At 70.3% G+C, this 14,795-nt stretch carries 17 protein-coding genes; 9 read left to right on the forward strand and 8 right to left on the reverse strand.

Translation table 11 applies throughout. The features are described from left to right. Nucleotides 1-47: 47 nt before the first annotated feature. Complete coding sequence (locus EL493_RS01730) at nucleotides 48-914, forward strand: amidohydrolase family protein (protein ID WP_019049720.1); 867 nt, start codon at nucleotides 48-50, stop codon at nucleotides 912-914. A 1-nt stretch (nucleotide 915) separates the two neighbouring features. Here EL493_RS01730 and EL493_RS01735 read toward each other — a convergent pair whose 3' ends face one another. Next, a complete protein-coding gene (locus EL493_RS01735; protein WP_019049721.1) occupies nucleotides 916-1,398 on the reverse strand; it encodes a DUF456 domain-containing protein in 483 nt (160 codons plus the stop codon). 125 nt (nucleotides 1,399-1,523) lie between these two features. Here EL493_RS01735 and EL493_RS01740 point away from each other — a divergent pair, with 125 nt between their 5' ends. Next, nucleotides 1,524-2,618, forward strand: a complete 1,095-nt coding sequence (locus EL493_RS01740; protein WP_019049722.1) for a CaiB/BaiF CoA transferase family protein — start codon at nucleotides 1,524-1,526, stop codon at nucleotides 2,616-2,618. A gap of 78 nt (nucleotides 2,619-2,696) precedes the next feature. Continuing rightward, nucleotides 2,697-3,059 (forward strand): hypothetical protein, encoded by a 363-nt coding sequence (locus EL493_RS01745; protein ID WP_019049723.1) that lies wholly within the window; start codon nucleotides 2,697-2,699, stop codon nucleotides 3,057-3,059. Here the strand turns inward: EL493_RS01745 and yczR are convergent. Continuing rightward, nucleotides 3,053-4,555 carry a MocR-like transcription factor YczR gene (yczR, locus tag EL493_RS01750; RefSeq protein WP_022566102.1) on the reverse strand — a complete coding sequence of 501 codons (1,503 nt, stop codon included), beginning with the start codon at nucleotides 4,553-4,555 and terminating at the stop codon, nucleotides 3,053-3,055. The genes EL493_RS01745 and yczR overlap by 7 nt on opposite strands. Nucleotides 4,556-4,616: 61 nt before the next feature. Here yczR and EL493_RS01755 point away from each other — a divergent pair, with 61 nt between their 5' ends. From EL493_RS01755 to EL493_RS01765, 3 genes are all read left to right on the forward strand, one after another. Continuing rightward, nucleotides 4,617-4,895 carry a hypothetical protein gene (locus tag EL493_RS01755; RefSeq protein WP_019049725.1) on the forward strand — a complete coding sequence of 93 codons (279 nt, stop codon included), beginning with the start codon at nucleotides 4,617-4,619 and terminating at the stop codon, nucleotides 4,893-4,895. A gap of 41 nt (nucleotides 4,896-4,936) precedes the next feature. Then, a complete protein-coding gene (locus EL493_RS01760; RefSeq protein ID WP_019049726.1) occupies nucleotides 4,937-5,500 on the forward strand; it encodes a methylated-DNA--[protein]-cysteine S-methyltransferase in 564 nt (187 codons plus the stop codon). A gap of 134 nt (nucleotides 5,501-5,634) precedes the next feature. Then, a complete protein-coding gene (locus EL493_RS01765; RefSeq protein ID WP_019049727.1) occupies nucleotides 5,635-6,453 on the forward strand; it encodes an alpha/beta fold hydrolase in 819 nt (272 codons plus the stop codon). A gap of 5 nt (nucleotides 6,454-6,458) precedes the next feature. Here the strand turns inward: EL493_RS01765 and EL493_RS01770 are convergent, their stop codons facing one another. From EL493_RS01770 to EL493_RS01780, 3 genes are all read right to left on the reverse strand, one after another. After that, on the reverse strand, nucleotides 6,459-6,752 hold the full coding sequence (locus EL493_RS01770) for a hypothetical protein (protein ID WP_019049728.1): 294 nt from the start codon (nucleotides 6,750-6,752) through the stop codon (nucleotides 6,459-6,461). A 291-nt stretch (nucleotides 6,753-7,043) separates the two neighbouring features. After that, nucleotides 7,044-7,934, reverse strand: a complete 891-nt coding sequence (locus EL493_RS01775) for a hypothetical protein (protein ID WP_198040857.1) — start codon at nucleotides 7,932-7,934, stop codon at nucleotides 7,044-7,046. A 310-nt stretch (nucleotides 7,935-8,244) separates the two neighbouring features. Continuing rightward, nucleotides 8,245-9,534, reverse strand: a complete 1,290-nt coding sequence (locus EL493_RS01780) for an adenylosuccinate synthase (RefSeq protein WP_019049730.1) — start codon at nucleotides 9,532-9,534, stop codon at nucleotides 8,245-8,247. A 294-nt stretch (nucleotides 9,535-9,828) separates the two neighbouring features. Between EL493_RS01780 and EL493_RS01785 the strand changes: the two genes are divergently transcribed. Genes EL493_RS01785 through EL493_RS01795 form a run of 3 tightly spaced genes read left to right on the forward strand, consistent with a single transcriptional unit; the run spans nucleotide 9,829 to nucleotide 12,142 of the window. Further along, nucleotides 9,829-10,458 carry a hypothetical protein gene (locus EL493_RS01785; protein WP_019049731.1) on the forward strand — a complete coding sequence of 210 codons (630 nt, stop codon included), beginning with the start codon at nucleotides 9,829-9,831 and terminating at the stop codon, nucleotides 10,456-10,458. Further along, nucleotides 10,455-11,243: a site-2 protease family protein gene (locus tag EL493_RS01790; RefSeq protein ID WP_019049732.1), complete on the forward strand. Its 789-nt coding sequence runs from the start codon at nucleotides 10,455-10,457 to the stop codon at nucleotides 11,241-11,243. Before EL493_RS01785 ends, EL493_RS01790 begins: the two co-directional genes overlap by 4 nt. A gap of 44 nt (nucleotides 11,244-11,287) precedes the next feature. Further along, nucleotides 11,288-12,142: a glycosyltransferase gene (locus EL493_RS01795; RefSeq protein ID WP_019049733.1), complete on the forward strand. Its 855-nt coding sequence runs from the start codon at nucleotides 11,288-11,290 to the stop codon at nucleotides 12,140-12,142. A 4-nt stretch (nucleotides 12,143-12,146) separates the two neighbouring features. Here EL493_RS01795 and EL493_RS01800 read toward each other — a convergent pair whose 3' ends face one another. The 3 genes from EL493_RS01800 to EL493_RS01810 all read right to left on the reverse strand — a co-directional run bounded on the left by EL493_RS01800 (nucleotide 12,147) and on the right by EL493_RS01810 (nucleotide 14,082). After that, entirely contained in the window at nucleotides 12,147-13,313 is a 1,167-nt protein-coding gene (locus EL493_RS01800; protein ID WP_019049734.1) for an FUSC family protein, read from the reverse strand. Between the two features lie 16 nt (nucleotides 13,314-13,329). Next, entirely contained in the window at nucleotides 13,330-13,764 is a 435-nt protein-coding gene (locus tag EL493_RS01805; RefSeq protein ID WP_022565637.1) for a DUF3151 domain-containing protein, read from the reverse strand. 129 nt (nucleotides 13,765-13,893) lie between these two features. Further along, nucleotides 13,894-14,082, reverse strand: a complete 189-nt coding sequence (locus EL493_RS01810; protein ID WP_019049736.1) for a hypothetical protein — start codon at nucleotides 14,080-14,082, stop codon at nucleotides 13,894-13,896. Nucleotides 14,083-14,795: the final 713 nt, after the last annotated feature.

Genomic DNA, 14,795 nt, shown 5'->3' on the forward strand with positions numbered 1-14,795 from the left:
TCGTTCGGACTCGCCGGTACGGGGGTTGGTGAGGCATTCTGATACACGTGTTCGATGCGCACGTCCACATCATCGATCCGCGGTACCCGCTGATCGAGAACGAAGGCTACCTCCCTGACCCCTACACCATCGCGGACTATCGAAAGCGTATGGCGCACTTCGATGTTCGCGGTGGTGCGGTGGTCAGCGCGTCGTTCCAGGGTTCGGACCAGAGCTACCTGAAGGCCGCGCTGGCCGCCCTCGGCGAGGGCTGGGTCGGGGTGACCCGGCTGGACCTGGACGCCACCGACTCCGAGATCGTCGAGCTCGACCGGGCTGGAGTGCGCGCGCTGCGGTTCAACCTCAAGCGCGCCGCCGCCGACATCACCGAGATGACGTTGCAGGCGCTGCGCGCGCACGAGCTGGCCGGCTGGCACGTGGAGCTCTACATCGACGGCCAGATGCTGGCCTCGCTGCAGCCGGTGATCTCGAAACTGCCCGCGCTCTCGATCGACCATCTCGGCATGTCCGCGGAGGGCCTGCCGTATCTGCTCGACCTGGTCGACCGGGGCGCCCGGGTGAAAGCCACCGGTTTCGGCCGGGTGGACATGGACGTGGCCGAGACGCTGCGCCGCATCCACGCGGTCAATCCGGGTGCGCTGATGTTCGGCACGGATCTGCCCGGCACCCGCGCGGGCAGGCCGTTCGCCGATACCGACGTGGACCTGATCTGCCAGGTCGTCGGGGCCGATCTGCACGCGGTGCTCGAGGACAACGCGCGCGAGTTCTATCGCCTGCCCGCCGCGCAGCGCACCGAGACCGACCCGATGCCGACCCGGCCGATCCCGCGCACCGACAATCCGACGGTGCCGATTCCGCGTGGCGACCTGCCCGGCGCGGGCGCCTACACCCGCCCGCTGCCGGTCATCGAATAACTCAGGCCAGGATCGCGCCGGTGAGCCACACACCGGCGGCGATCAGCGCGCCGAACAGCTCCACCAGCATCGACAGCCCGACGCCCTTGAGCGCGTGCAGCGTCGCCGGCCAGGCCAGGTCGTTGGTCTTCAGGCGGTAGAGCTCGGCCAGGTACACACCGAGCACGAAGCCGATGAACAGGCCGACGATCGGGATGACGAAGAAGCCCGCCACACCCAGGATCGCGCCGACGAGCAGCGCCCGGTTCGACACCCCCGCTTCGCGCATCCGCCGGCCCGGCCAGGTGTATTTCACGATCCCGGAGATCGCCAAGGCCACGGTCGCCACGGCGAACACCGACCAGGCCGTGGAACCGCCGGTCATGAAGGCCCACACCGCGATCGCCGCGAAGATCAGGATGACCCCGGGCAGAATCGGCACGATCACACCGATGAGACCGACCAGAATGACGAGGCCTACGATGACCTCACCCCACACACTCACTACCGGTCCTCCCGTTGTGGCGCCGAGTCGCGCCACCGGAATTCTGACCCATGCCCTACCCGGCCCGCCATCCCGCCGCTATTGTCGATGTGTCAATACCGTTCGACGATGAACAGAGGTCAGGTGTGAGCGAGTCCACCGCCAAGCAGGGTCCCCTCGCGGGCATCAAGGTCATCGAGCTGGCCGGCATCGGGCCAGGCCCCCATGCCGCGCTACTGCTGGCGGACCTCGGCGCCGACGTGGTACGCGTGCAGCGCGCGGGCATGATGCCCGGCTTCATGGAACGCCCGCAGTGGCGCGGCCGGACCATCGTCGAGGCGAACCTGAAGGACCCCGCCGACGTGGCCAAGATCCTCGACCTGGTCGAGAAGGCCGACGTGCTGCTCGAGGGCTTCCGCCCCGGCGTCACCGAGCGGATGGGCCTGGGCCCCGACGAGGCGCTGGCCCGCAACCCGCGCCTGGTCTACGGCCGGATGACCGGCTGGGGCCAGCACGGCCCGCTCGCCGATCGCGCGGGCCACGACATCAACTACATCTCGCTGACCGGCGTGCTCAACGCCATCGGCCGCAAGGGTGAGCGGCCGGTGCCGCCGCTGAACATGGTGGGCGACTTCGGCGGCGGCTCGATGTTCCTGGTGTTCGGCGTGCTCGCCGCGCTGGTCGAGCGGCAGAACTCGGGCAAGGGCCAGGTGATCGACGCCGCGATGATCGACGGCGCGCTGGCCCTGTCGCACATGATCTGGGGCATGCGCGGCGTGGGCCTGTGGTCCGACGAGCGAGGCACCAACCTGCTCGACACCGGCATGGCCTTCTACGACACCTACGAGACCTCCGACGGCAAGTACATGGCCGTCGGCGCGATCGAGCCGCAGTTCTACGCTCAGCTGCTGGCCGGGCTCGAGATCGACCCGGAGGGTCTGCCGATGCAGATCGATCCGAACGGGCAGGAGCAGCTGCGCAAGCTGTTCGCGGACAAGTTCAAGACCAAGACCCGCGACGAGTGGGCCGCGATCTTCGACGGCACCGACGCCTGCACCACCCCGGTGCTCACCTTCACCGAGGCCGAGCAGAACCCGCACATCGTGGCCCGCACCGGCCTGATCGATATCGAAGGCGTGGTGCAGCACGCGCCGGCCCCGCGGTTCTCCCGCACCCCGGGCGGCGTGCCCACCCCGCCGCCGTCGGAGACGACACCGATCGAATCGGTCTGGGCTGACTGATTTCCGGGCCTGTCGTCGGTAGTCTCAGCGACTATCGACGACAGGCCACGGATCCGAACCGGCCACCGGCCACCGAAGGTGCTCGCCGCCCTCATCGCGGTCACCACCTTCGGCGCCGCGCTGCTCGCCTTCGCCGTGGCCGAGGCACTGCTCGACGACCGCACCGCCGGACTCGGCGAATCCCGTTGCCGCACCGACGCACCGGTGCCCGTACTGGTGAGCGTGCTGAACGGGCTCGCCACCGGGCTGCTGCTGGCCTGCATCCTCGCGCTGCTGTGTCTGCTGATGCTGCTGTTCCGGCATCCCTCCGCGCGCAGCGCCGTCGCGGTGCCGGTCACCACGGCGGCCGTGCTGATCGCCACGCTGTTCATGTTCGGCGCGGGTTACGAGACCGTGCGCCCGGCCCAGGCGGGCGCGCACTCGTGCGGATTCGGTCAGTAGCAGGTGAGCGGCTGCAGCGGGTCGGCGGCGCGCGGGGTCAGCGCCTCGTAGGCGGCGGCGATCGACTTCACAGCCAGCCGCAGGTCCGCCTCCGGATGCGTGAACGGCAGGCGCAGGAAGCGTTCGAAGGCGCCCTGGACGCCGAAACGTGGTCCGGCGGCCAGCAATACGCCGTGATTGGGCGCGGTGGCGGCCAGCGCGGTGGAGACCGGGCTCGGCAGCTGCGCCCATACCGACATGCCGCCCGCGCCGGGCGTGATGTGCCAGCCGGGCAGATCCTCGGCCACGGCGTCGAGCAGCGCGGCGCGCTGGCCGAGCAGCTGTTCGCGGCGGCGTTCCAGGATCGGCTCTGCGTGCTCGAGCAGGTGGATGGTGGCCAGCTGGTCCATCACCGGGGTGCCGAGGTCGACGGTGGCGCGGATGCCGAGCAGCTTGGTGATCAGCGCCTGGTTGGTGCGGATCCAGCCGACCCGCAGACCACCCCAGAACGACTTCGACGCCGACCCGATGGTGATGATCTCCGAGCCCTTCGCGAACGCGGCCACCGGCGGCGGCATGGTCGCGCCGGACAGGTTCAGCTCGCTCATCGACTCGTCGACGACGATGGTCATCCTGGTGTCGCGGGCGATGGCGGCCAGTTCGGCGCGACCCTCGGCGTCGAGCAGCAGGCCGGTGGGGTTGTTGAAGTCGGGGACCAGGTAGGCCAGCGTCGCCGCGGTCTGCCTGGCGGTGCTGCGCAGGCCCTCCAGATCCCAGCCCGCGTGCGGCAGTTCGGGGCGCAGCGGGACCGGGATCGGGCGGGCGCCGACATCGCGGATGGCCTCGATGGCGTTCGGGTAGCTGGGGTGCTCGATGAGCACGCGCGCGGCCGGTGAGGTGAGCACATTGAGCAGCAGGCGCAGGCCGTGCTGGGCGCCGAGGGTCACCAGGATCTGGTCGGGCTCGGTGGGCAGGCCGCGGGCGGTGTAGCGGCGGGCCAGCGCCTCGCGCAGGGCCAGCACGCCGACCGGGTCCATGCCGTGCGTGCCGAGGTAGGGCGGGATGCCTTGCAGCGCGGTCGAATACGCCTCGTGCAGTTCCGGCGGTGCCGACATCGCCGCGTAGGTCATGTCGACGGTCGGCAGTTCCGGCTGCGCCATCAGGGCCATGATCCCGCGGGTCGGCTTGGAGCCGTCGTGCTGGATGGCCGGCGGCAGGGCCACGGTGCTGCGGGAACCCTGACGGCTGATCAGGTAGCCGTGCTCGCGCAGCAGCGAGTACGTGGAGGTGATGGTGGTGCGGCTGACGCCGAGCGTGGTCGCCAGATCACGTTCGCTGGGCAGGGCGACGCCGAGCGGGGCGCGGCCGTCGTGGATCAGCAGCCGGATGGCTTCGGCCAGGGCCAGATAGGCGGGCCGGTGTGGGCGGCGCTCGGGAGCGTCGCCGTCGGTCTCGGGGTCGCGCCACCGGCCGAGGTCGCGGGCCAGGCCCGACGCGCCGATCACTCTTGTCGCCATAAAGTCCAGTATTCCGTAAGTGGATATTTCTAGGCAAGGCCAGTCGGAGGATTCTTGCGATATGACCACTTTCCTCGCCCTCGCCGTCGCCGCCGCCTTCGGCTACGCCGTCTACCACTTCGCCCCCAAGCGCGGCGAACTACCGTTCTGGCCCTTCCAATATCTGCCCCACGACCGGGCTTTCGGCACCTACGACGAGCAACGGCTCTACCGCGACCTGGACGCGGTCCGAGCGCACGCCGCCGAGACCGAGGAGGCTACCGCAGGCGCGACCAGTCCAGTCCAGTTGCCCGTAACTGGACCTCTCCAGTCCAGTTCTCGGGGACCGCTCGCCGCGTAGCCACCGCGAAACCTGTCGGCCCGTCGGCGCACACTGTGCTCATGAGTTCCGGAACCAGGACCGAACCGGTTGCCGCGGCACTGTTCGACACCGCGATCGGGCTGTGCGCGATCGCCTGGCACGGCGACACCGTCGTACGGTTCCAGCTGCCCGAGGCGAGCGAGGAGGAGACGCTCGCCCGGATCACCCGGCCACTGCGCGGGACGCCCGTCGCCGAGGACGAGCCCGGCCCGGCGATCACCACCGCGATCACCGGGATCCGGGCCCACCTGGCGGGCGCGCTCGACGCGCTGCGCTGGATCGAGGTCGACCTGGCCGGGGTGCCGGAATTCCATCGCGGGGTGTACGCCGTCACCCGCGACATCGACCCCGGCCACACCCTCAGCTACGGCGACATCGCCACTCGCCTCGGCGCCCCCGGCTCCGCCCAGGCTGTCGGCCAGGCGCTGGGCCGCAACCCGATCCCGCTGATCATCCCGTGCCATCGGGTCCTCGCGGCCGATCACGCACTGCACGGCTTCTCCGCGCCCGGCGGCATCGGCACCAAGGCGCGGCTGCTCGAGATCGAGCGCACCCCCGGCTTCGGTGAGCCGATGCTGTTCTGACCCTCGATCGATGAATTCGCCGGACCTGCGCCGTCTCTGCCTGTGACACCGGAAACCCGCGGCGACCTGCGCCGAACCGCATCGCGTACCGTCGAGGCCGGTGGTCATACGGCCCGAATGCGAGAGGAACCACGATGCAGACTGTGACGTCGGCCGACGGCACCATGATTGCCTACGACCGGGTCGGTGAGGGCGCGGCGGGGACCGTCATCCTGATCGGCGGCGCGTTCAGCTACCGCGAGTTCGGGTCGATGGTCGAACTCGCACAGGCCCTGGCCGCCGACTACGACCTGACGGTGCTCAACTACGACCGGCGCGGGCGCGGCGACAGCACCGACTCCCCCGGCGTGTACGACGTGGCCAACGAGATCGCCGACATCGCCGCGCTGGTCGAGGCCGCGGGCGGGAAGGCGGCGCTGTTCGGGTGGTCCTCCGGCGCCGCGCTGGCCCTGCTGGCCGCGCGTGAGGTGCCCGGGGTGACCGCGGTGGTGGCGTTCGAGCCGCCGTTCGTCGTCGACCCGAAAGACCATGTGCCGCCTAAGGATCTGGATGTCAAGCTGCATCCGATGATCGCGGCGGGCAAGCGCAACAAGACCGTTCGCTACTACATGACCAAGGCGATGGGCATGCCGTGGCTGATGGTGGGCGCCATGCGACTCACCCCGTTCTGGAAAAGCCTTGCCGCCAACTCGAATTCGACCGCGCACGACTGGGCGGTGATGAAGCCGTACATGCGCGGCGAGAAGCTGAAGCCCGCCGACTGGAGCGACGTGACGGTCCCGGTCCTGGTCCTCGCCGGCGACCGCACCGCGCCCATGCTCACCAAGGGCGCCAAGGCCGCGGCCGGCGTCCTGCCCGACGCGGAGTTCGCCGAACTGCCCGGCGTGAGCCACAACCCCAAGATCTCGATCCTGGCCCCGGCCGTGGGAGATTTCCTCACCCGCGCCCGCTGAAGCGGTCAGGGCGGGGGTGGATGGTCGCGGTAGAACTGGCACGGCTCCCCGGTGAGGTAGCCGTCCATGCAGGCGAAGTAGGTCTGCACGCAGGCATTGCTGGTACACCCGGCGGTGTAGAGCATGCCGCGAATACGTTCGTTGCGCTGCTGCGACGGGATCAGCGTCTGCGCGGGCGGCAGCACCGAACTCACCGGTGACGCGCTGGGCGGCGGCGTCGGCTCGTCCCGCGCGGCACACCCCGGCAGCACGGCCAGCGTGAGCAGCGCCGACACGGCGAGACCCGCGCGCACCACCATCACCCACCTCCGTCCGTCACCCGTCTCGACGGTACTACCAACCCGAACCGCCCGGGCGACCACAGGAGTGGTCCGCCCGGGGCGGGAGTCGGTAGTGCGCCGTAGGCGGCACGGACCGTGCCGGCAGCGCGCGGGGTCGGCGGATCAGATCGTCGCGCCGTACCCGCTGCCGAGGACGCCACCGACAATCACCGGGGGCGCAGACCGTTGGGACGGGTCAGAGAGTCGCGCCGTGGGCGGCACCGGCCGTGCCGCCCAGAACGCCACCGACCACCGCGGCCGCACACCGGATCAGATCGTCGCGCCGTACCCGCTGCCGAGGACGCCACCGGCGACCGCACCGGCAGCCGCCGCGGGGATGCCGAGTGCAGCGGCTCCCACGGCCGCGCCGACCCCCGCACCGATCGCGGCGCCCGCGCCCGTGGTCGCCGCGGCGATGGGCCACGCGGCGACGAAGCCCCCCGCGATGGTCGGCAGCGCACCGGCGCCCGCGGTGGGGATGGCCGCCGCGCCGGCGAGGATCGCGGTCGCGCCCGCCGTGCCCGCGGCGCCGACCGCGAAGCCGACGCCGGCCCCGATGCCCGCGCCGATGAGGCCGCCACCCACCGCGCCGACGGCGGCGGCCGGGACACCGGCGAGGGCGGCACCGGCCAGCGCGCCACCGACGGTCGCGGCCGCGATCTTGTCGGAACGGCTGGGGTTGATGCCGATCGAGCGGCCCTGGGTGGCGATGGCGGCTTCGACATCGGCCGCGGTGCCGTTGACGCCGTCGAGGACCTCACCGGGGACCTCGTCGGGAACGGGGCTGGTGAAGTCGCCGACGCGCAGCGTGCGCGGCGGCGGGGCGATGGGGGCCACCGGCTCGACCGGTTCGGGGAGGTGGAGCTCCTCGATGACGATCGGCGGTGCGGGCGCGGTGTACTCGGGCACCGGGCGCGATTCCGGACGGTCGGGCGTCAGGCGCTCCAGCGTGTCGGGATTGTCGAACTTCGCCAGATCGGAGCGGCCGCCCTCGTCGGCGGGGGTGGTGACACCCGGCTGCTCCGGGTTGATCCCGGGCTGCGGCACCGCGACCGCGACACCGGCGCAGGCCACCGCCAGCGCCATCGGCAGCACGCCGACGAGCGGGCGGGCCACCTGGCGCACCGTCGAATACTGCACATCATCGGACCGACGGAACACGCCGAACACCCACTCACACACTCGTCACAGTGCGGCACGTCCCCGCGTACCGCGCAGCGACGATAGCGGTTGCCGAGCGGATGCTGTCAAATCGATAGCGAGTCGACATCACTCGCGCGTGTCGCGCCTGAGCTGGGCAAACAGCACAACCCACCTCACCCGCGACCCCGAGGAGCGGCGGCCACGAAAGTGGCCGGTCGGCGGCCGTCCCGCCGGTCAGGTGCCGTTGCGTCGGCGACGAAGGAGCAAGCAACGGTGCCTGACCGGCGGGACCCAAGGGGCCGCCGACTCGAGCGCGCCAGCGCTCAAATCAACCCAGCACGTCGTGGCGCACGATCGTCTGATCGCGGCCGGGTCCGACGCCGATGCACGAGATGCGCGCGCCCGAAAGCTCTTCCAGCCGCAGCACGTACGCCTGCGCGTTGGCGGGCAGCTCCTCGAAGGTGCGGGCGTGCGAGATGTCCTCCCACCAGCCGGGCATCTCCTCGTAGATGGGCTTGGCGTGGTGGAACTCGGTCTGCGTGGTCGGCATCTGCTCGACCCGCTCGCCGTCGATCTCGTAGGCGACGCAGATCGGCACGGTGTCCAGGCCGGACAGCACGTCGAGCTTGGTGAGGAAGTAGTCGGTGATGCCGTTGACGCGGGTGGCGTAGCGGCTGATGACCGCGTCGAACCAGCCGCAGCGACGGGCGCGGCCGGTGGTGACACCCACCTCGCCACCCTGCTTGGCCAGGAACTCACCGAAGTTGTCGAACAGCTCGGTCGGGAACGGGCCGGAGCCGACGCGGGTGGTGTAGCACTTGAGGATGCCGAGCACCGTGTCGATCTTGTTCGGGCCGATGCCGGAGCCGACCGCCGCGCCACCGGAGGTGGGGTTCGACGAGGTCACGAACGGGTAGGTGCCGTGGTCGACGTCGAGCAGGGTGCCCTGCGAGCCTTCCAGCAGGATCGTGTCGCCACGCTCCAGCGCCAGGTTCAGCTCGAGCCGGGTGTCGGAGATGCGGTGCTTGAACGACTCGGCCTGCTCGAGCACCTCGTCCACCACCTGCTGCGGGTCCAGCGCGCGGCGGTTGTAGATCTTCACCAGCACCTGGTTCTTGAACTCCAGTGCGGCTTCGACCTTCTGGGTGAGGATCTTCTCGTCCAGCACGTCGGCCACGCGGACGCCGACGCGGGCGACCTTGTCCTGGTAGCAGGGACCGATGCCGCGGCCGGTGGTGCCGATCTTGCGGCTGCCGAGGAAGCGCTCGGCGACCTTATCGATGGCCACGTGGTACGGCATGATCAGGTGCGCGTCGGCGGAGAGCAGCAGGCCCGAGGTGTCGACACCGCGCTCCTCCAGACCGGCGAGCTCGTCGAGCAGCACACCGGGGTCGACGACGACGCCGTTGCCGATGACGTTCTTCACACCGGGGGTGAGGATGCCGGACGGGATCAGGTGCAGCGCGAACTTGTCACCGTTGGGGAGCACCACCGTATGACCGGCGTTGTTGCCGCCCTGGTAACGAACGACCCACTGCAACCGCTCACCGAGCAGGTCGGTCGCTTTGCCCTTGCCCTCGTCGCCCCACTGGGCGCCGATGAGGACGATTGCCGGCATTTCGCGTCTCCTACAGATCGACGGCAGCACACGGTGTACTGCAGCTACCTGCCGTAGGACACGTTGCGCGTCCAGTGATTGAGGCGGTGGCCGGAGACACAGTCTAGCCGACGCCTGATCAGGGCCACCCGACCTGCCCTGCCGGAGTCCCACCCCGGCCCGCCGGGAACGCCACGATCGGTTACGGTTACCAGTCGGCAGGGGGTTTGCCGTGTGTCTGTGGGCGACAAACAGTCGGCCCTACCGAGGAGGGTGTACCGCAGTTTGAGTACCCACGTTCTCCGATGTGGTGACATGCCGGTCCCGATCGCGCTCGCCTCGCAGCCGACCACGCAGACCGGGCAGATCCCGGATCTCACCGTGATCGACGAGCTGCTGCCGGTGCTGGCCGCCGACAGCCTGCCGCGACTGATCGTGCTCGGCGCCGACGCCGCCCTGGCCGCCGTGCTCACCCATCTGATGCGCACCGAGCGGCTGCACGTCGAGGTCGGCTACGTTCCGGTCGAGACCACCTATGCCTCGCGGGTGTATCAGACCGCGACCGGCAACGCCGCCGCGAAGATCGCGCTGGAGGGCAGGGCCATCGAGACCCCGCTGATCCGCGACGACACCGGCACCGTGCTGGTCGGCCGGGCCGCGATCACCGGCATCGACGGCGCCAAGCTGGAGGGCGAGGCCTATGTCGACGACACCCTGCTGTTCAGCGGGCTGGTGACGACGATGCTGATCTCGCCGACGATGACCATGCCTGGCGTGCGCGCCCGGGTCCGCAAGGGCTTCCGCAAGCGCACCTGGGTGCACGGGCGGGCCGCGCAGCTCGGTACGCCGGGCGCGATCGTCACCCGCGACGGGATCACCGCCGAACGCAAGGTGCCCCGCTCCACCTTCTACCGCTTCGAACAACCCTGGCTCCTGGTGCGATGACCCACTCCTTCCCGACCGGCAGGCGCGCCGGTCACAGTGCCGTCCGGCCCAGCCCGGTGTTCCTGCTCATCGTGCTGATCACCGTGCTCGGCGGTGCGCTGGCCTGGGACGCCGACATCGACTCGATCCGCGCCAAGGTCGGCGTGTTCGTGCTGGTGGTCTTCGGCTGGATCATCAGCCTGTGTCTGCACGAATTCGCGCACGCCTATGTGGCGTGGCGCGCCGGTGATCATGAAGTGGAAGTGCGCGGTTATCTCACGCTCAATCCGCTGAAATACAGCCATCCGGTGTTGTCGATCGTGCTGCCGCTGGTTTTCATCGCGCTGGGCGGAATCGGATTGCCCGGCGGCGCCGTCTATGTGGACACAACTCGATTCAGATCAGGAATCCAGCGCTTGGTCAGCGCGGTGGGTCCGGCGTCGAATGCGCTGTGCGCGGTGGTGCTGTTGATCGTGGTGCGGGCCTTCGGCTCGACCACCGAGCACGCCGCGTTCTGGTTCGGGCTCAGCTTCCTGGCGTTCCTGCAGATCACGGCGTTCCTGCTGAACATCCTGCCGGTGCCGGGACTGGACGGATACGGGATCATCGAGCCGTCGCTGAGTTACGACACCCGCCGGTCGCTCGACCAGATCAAACCGTACGGGATGCTGATTCTTTTCGCTGTCATCTTTTTCACCCCGCTCAGCCGAGTGTTCTTCGACGCTGTTTACGCATTGTTCGAACTATCCGGGGTACCAGACGGGTGGGCCGCCTACGGTAGCCACTTGACCCGATTCTGGCGTTAGCTACCCTTGCCCGGGTCATCACCGACTCTGGAACGGAATTACGTATGGGCAACACCGAATCGCCCGTAGTCCTCTCTGTCGTCATCCCGGCACTCGACGAAGCCGCGGGCATCACCGCCTGCCTGGAGCGGCTCGTCGGGCAGGACACCATCGACGAAGTCGTCGTGGTCGACAACGGCAGCACCGACGGCACCCGCGAGATCGTCGCCGAACTGGCCGCCCGACATCCGAAGATCGAGCTACTGGACGAACCAGAGCCCGGCGTCGCGCACGCCCGCAACACCGGCTTCGACAAGTCCCGTGGCGACTACATCGGCCGCATCGACGCCGACACCCTGGTCTCGCCCGACTGGGGCGCCACCGTGCGCGCCCACCTCGGCGCCCACCCGGACACCGTGGCGGTGACCGGGATCAGCACCTATCACGACTCCCCCATCGGGTTCTTCCTCGCGGCCGCGATCGGCGGGCAGCAGCGGCTCGGGCTGATCAAGCATCAGCCGGTCGGCAATGTCCACGGCGCCAACATGGCCATCCGCCGCTCCGCGTGGGAACAGGTGCGCGAAGCCACCACCAACCGTCGCGACCTGCACGAAGACCTCGACCTCGCGCTCTGCCTGACCAAGGCGAAGCTGCGCATCGACCAGCTGCCGCAACTGCGGGCCGAGATCTCGGCCCGCCGCCGCCAGACCCCGCCCAGCGTGTGGTGGAAGTACCAGCTGCGCGGGCTGGCGACCATCGCCAACCAGGGCTACAACGTGGTGGGCTTCCACCGTGCCGTCATCTCCGGCGCCTGGGTGATGCACACCGCGCAATGGCCGATCTACCGGCTGTGGGACTTCGACCGCAAGCGGTTCTCGCTGAACCCCGGCCGCCCCCGGGTCTCCCCCGTCGGCGACTGAGCGTTCACTCCTCCGGCGTCACATACGGATTGGGCACGGTGGGCGGGAGCAGCGCCATCGCCGAGATGCGCTGCATCCCGCACACCACCATCAGGTCCACCACGATCGACCGGATCTGGGCGAACACCACATGGGCCGACAGGCCCGCGCCGACCACCAGTTCGGGGCGGGCCTTCTTGGCGACGCTGCGCAGGGCGCGGGTGGCCTCGGCCTGATCGGGTTGCTCGCCCGGATCGGCCAGCATCATCCGGCGGACCACGTCGGAGGCGTTGCCGAGCTGGTCGACCAGGTCGATGAGCCGCGGGTCGAGCACCTCGTCGTCGCGGACCAGGGTGAGCGAACGGCGCAGCAGCACACGGGTGTTGCGGACCGCGTTGTCGAGCGGGTCGGCCGCGGAGTGGATGCGGGCCAGCCGCTGGCGTGAGTTCCAGTACAGCGGGGAGATCCGGCTGACCTCGCGGCCGCCCTCGAGCGCGGCCCGCAGCGCGTCGATCTGCTTCTGGGTAGCGCGCACCGCGGTCAGCGCCTCGTGCACCTTGTCCGAGTTCTGCTCGAGCAGGCCGTCGGCGCAGGTGATCATGGATTTGCTCATCACCGCCAGCACGTCGGCCGCGTGCTCGCGCGCCCGGCGCACCGGATGCAGCGGGATCAGCCCCACCATGAGCACCCCGACCAGACCGCCGACCAGGGCGTCGATCATCCGGCTCGGGCCCGCGCCCGCCGACTGGCTCAGCGTCGAGACCAGCACCGCCGAGCCCGCCGCCTGGATCGTGATGATCGAGCCGCCGTCGAGGAACACCGCGCAGGCCATGGCGGCGGCGACGACCAGCCCCACCTGCCACACGCCGGTCCCGACCTGGGCGATGAACAGGTCACCGATGCCGATCCCGACCGCGACACCCACCACCAGTTCCACCGAGCGGCGGATGCGCGCGCCGAACGAGATGCCGATCGAGACGACCGCGGCCGTCGGCGCGAAGAACGGATCGGGGTGCCCGATCACGTTGTGCGCGATGAACCAGGCCAGTGCCGCGCCGAGCGAACACTGGATGATCGGGATCGCCGACAGCCGCAACCGCACCGACGACGCCTTGAAGCGATCGACGGTGCTCGTCTTGGCCGCGGTCACGACCGGGGTCGCCGCGGCTACGACGGGGTTGGGATCGTTCACCGACGACCCGGCCGGTTCAGTCCAGGCCGAGTTCGGTCGCCGCCCGCGGGTCGCAGTCCTCGAGCAGGTCGAGGCAGCGGGCGTACTCCTCGGTCTCGCCGATCGTCTTCGCGGCCCTGGCCAGCGCACCGACGCTGCGCAGGAAACCCTGGTTCGGCTCGTGATCCCACGGGACCGGGCCGAAACCCTTCCAGCCGTTGCGGCGCAACAGGTCGAGACCGCGGTGGTAGCCGGTGCGGGCGAAGGCGTAGGCGGCGACGGTCTCGTGGTTCACCTCGCCACCCGAGCGTTCCAGCGAGGCCTCGGCGAGCTGCGCCCAGGCAATCGAGGCGGCGGGATTGTCCGCGGCGACCTTGACGGGGTCGGTGCCGGCCGCGATGGCGTCCTCGGCGTCGATCAATTCGGGAAGGAGGACCGGCTGCGGTCCGAGCAGGTCACCGAAGGAGGTCATGCGTTTCATTGTGCACCGCGGCCGGGGACGGCGTCGCCCGGCCCGCCGCGGGGGCGATCGGCGAACCACCCGGCCCGGCGCGCATTAGGCTGATGCCCGAGTGGAACGTTCAAGCCTGAGCGAGGGGTGTTAGGTGTCCGACCCGACCGACGAGAACAATCCGGCAGCCCAGCCTGCCGACCCCGGCGCGCCCGCCGAGGGCGGCGCCGATTCGTCGAGCACCGCGCCGACACCCGGCGCACCCAAGTCGACCCCGAACGCGGTCACCGAACCCGGACGGCCCACCGTCCCGCCCAGCACTTCGGAGACGGTGGTCATCCGGCGCGGGGATCTGCCGGGGGCGGATGCTGCGGCGGGTCGGCAGGATGCCGGTCGGCCGGATGTTGCCGGGCAGCAGGCTGCGGGTCAGCCGGGCGACGCCGGGCAGCGGGACTCCGACAGTCCGGCCGGACAGGCATCGCAGGGTCGCCAGCCCGGCCAGCAAGCTCCAGGTCAGCCGGGGGACGCCGGACAGCGGGGCTCTGATCGACCGGCCGGACAGGCATCGTCGGGTCGCCCCGGCGACGCGACCAGACGACAGGCTCCGGGCCATCCCGGCGGGCAGCAGGCCTTCGGTCGGCAGGCCGGGCAGCAGGCTCCGGGTCGGCAGGGCGGGCAGTCCGGCGGTGCGCAGCAGGGCGGTGGATACGCCGGCGACCAGCCCCTCGGCCCCGGCGGCGGGGTACCGCCTCGCCGGGCGCAGCCCGTCGGCCGGGGTGGGAACTCGCCTGCGGGCCAGTCCCGTTCCGGCCCCGACGCTCAGCGGCCGCAAGGACCCGGCGGATTCTCGGGCCGCCCGGGCGACGGACCGCACCCCGGCGGACGCCCTGGACCGGGCAACGCCCCTATGAACTTCCCGCCTCCCGGCCAGGGCAATGCACCTGGCTTCCCCCATGCCGGACCAGGCCAAGCCCCCGGCGCCCCGGCCTCCGGACCAGGCCACGCGCCCGGACGCCCCTCGGCGCAGGGCGACGCGTCCCGCGATCCGCGTC

The sequence above is a fragment of the Nocardia asteroides genome, assembly GCF_900637185.1.
In the GTDB taxonomy this organism is placed as follows: Bacteria; Actinomycetota; Actinomycetes; order Mycobacteriales; family Mycobacteriaceae; genus Nocardia; species Nocardia asteroides.

What these genes read in the sequence shown, in the direction of transcription:
- yczR (WP_022566102.1), bottom strand. Translation starts at nt 4,555, where the DNA reads ATGGCGACAAGAGTGATCGGCGCGTCGGGCCTGGCCCGCGACCTCGGC.
- EL493_RS01755 (WP_019049725.1), top strand. Translation starts at nt 4,617, where the DNA reads ATGACCACTTTCCTCGCCCTCGCCGTCGCCGCCGCCTTCGGCTACGCC.
- EL493_RS01760 (WP_019049726.1), top strand. Translation starts at nt 4,937, where the DNA reads ATGAGTTCCGGAACCAGGACCGAACCGGTTGCCGCGGCACTGTTCGAC.
- EL493_RS01765 (WP_019049727.1), top strand. Translation starts at nt 5,635, where the DNA reads ATGCAGACTGTGACGTCGGCCGACGGCACCATGATTGCCTACGACCGG.
- EL493_RS01770 (WP_019049728.1), bottom strand. Translation starts at nt 6,752, where the DNA reads ATGGTGGTGCGCGCGGGTCTCGCCGTGTCGGCGCTGCTCACGCTGGCC.
- EL493_RS01780 (WP_019049730.1), bottom strand. Translation starts at nt 9,534, where the DNA reads ATGCCGGCAATCGTCCTCATCGGCGCCCAGTGGGGCGACGAGGGCAAG.
- EL493_RS01785 (WP_019049731.1), top strand. Translation starts at nt 9,829, where the DNA reads ATGCCGGTCCCGATCGCGCTCGCCTCGCAGCCGACCACGCAGACCGGG.
- EL493_RS01790 (WP_019049732.1), top strand. Translation starts at nt 10,455, where the DNA reads ATGACCCACTCCTTCCCGACCGGCAGGCGCGCCGGTCACAGTGCCGTC.
- EL493_RS01795 (WP_019049733.1), top strand. Translation starts at nt 11,288, where the DNA reads ATGGGCAACACCGAATCGCCCGTAGTCCTCTCTGTCGTCATCCCGGCA.
- EL493_RS01805 (WP_022565637.1), bottom strand. Translation starts at nt 13,764, where the DNA reads ATGACCTCCTTCGGTGACCTGCTCGGACCGCAGCCGGTCCTCCTTCCC.
- EL493_RS01810 (WP_019049736.1), bottom strand. Translation starts at nt 14,082, where the DNA reads ATGACCACCGTCTCCGAAGTGCTGGGCGGGACGGTGGGCCGTCCGGGT.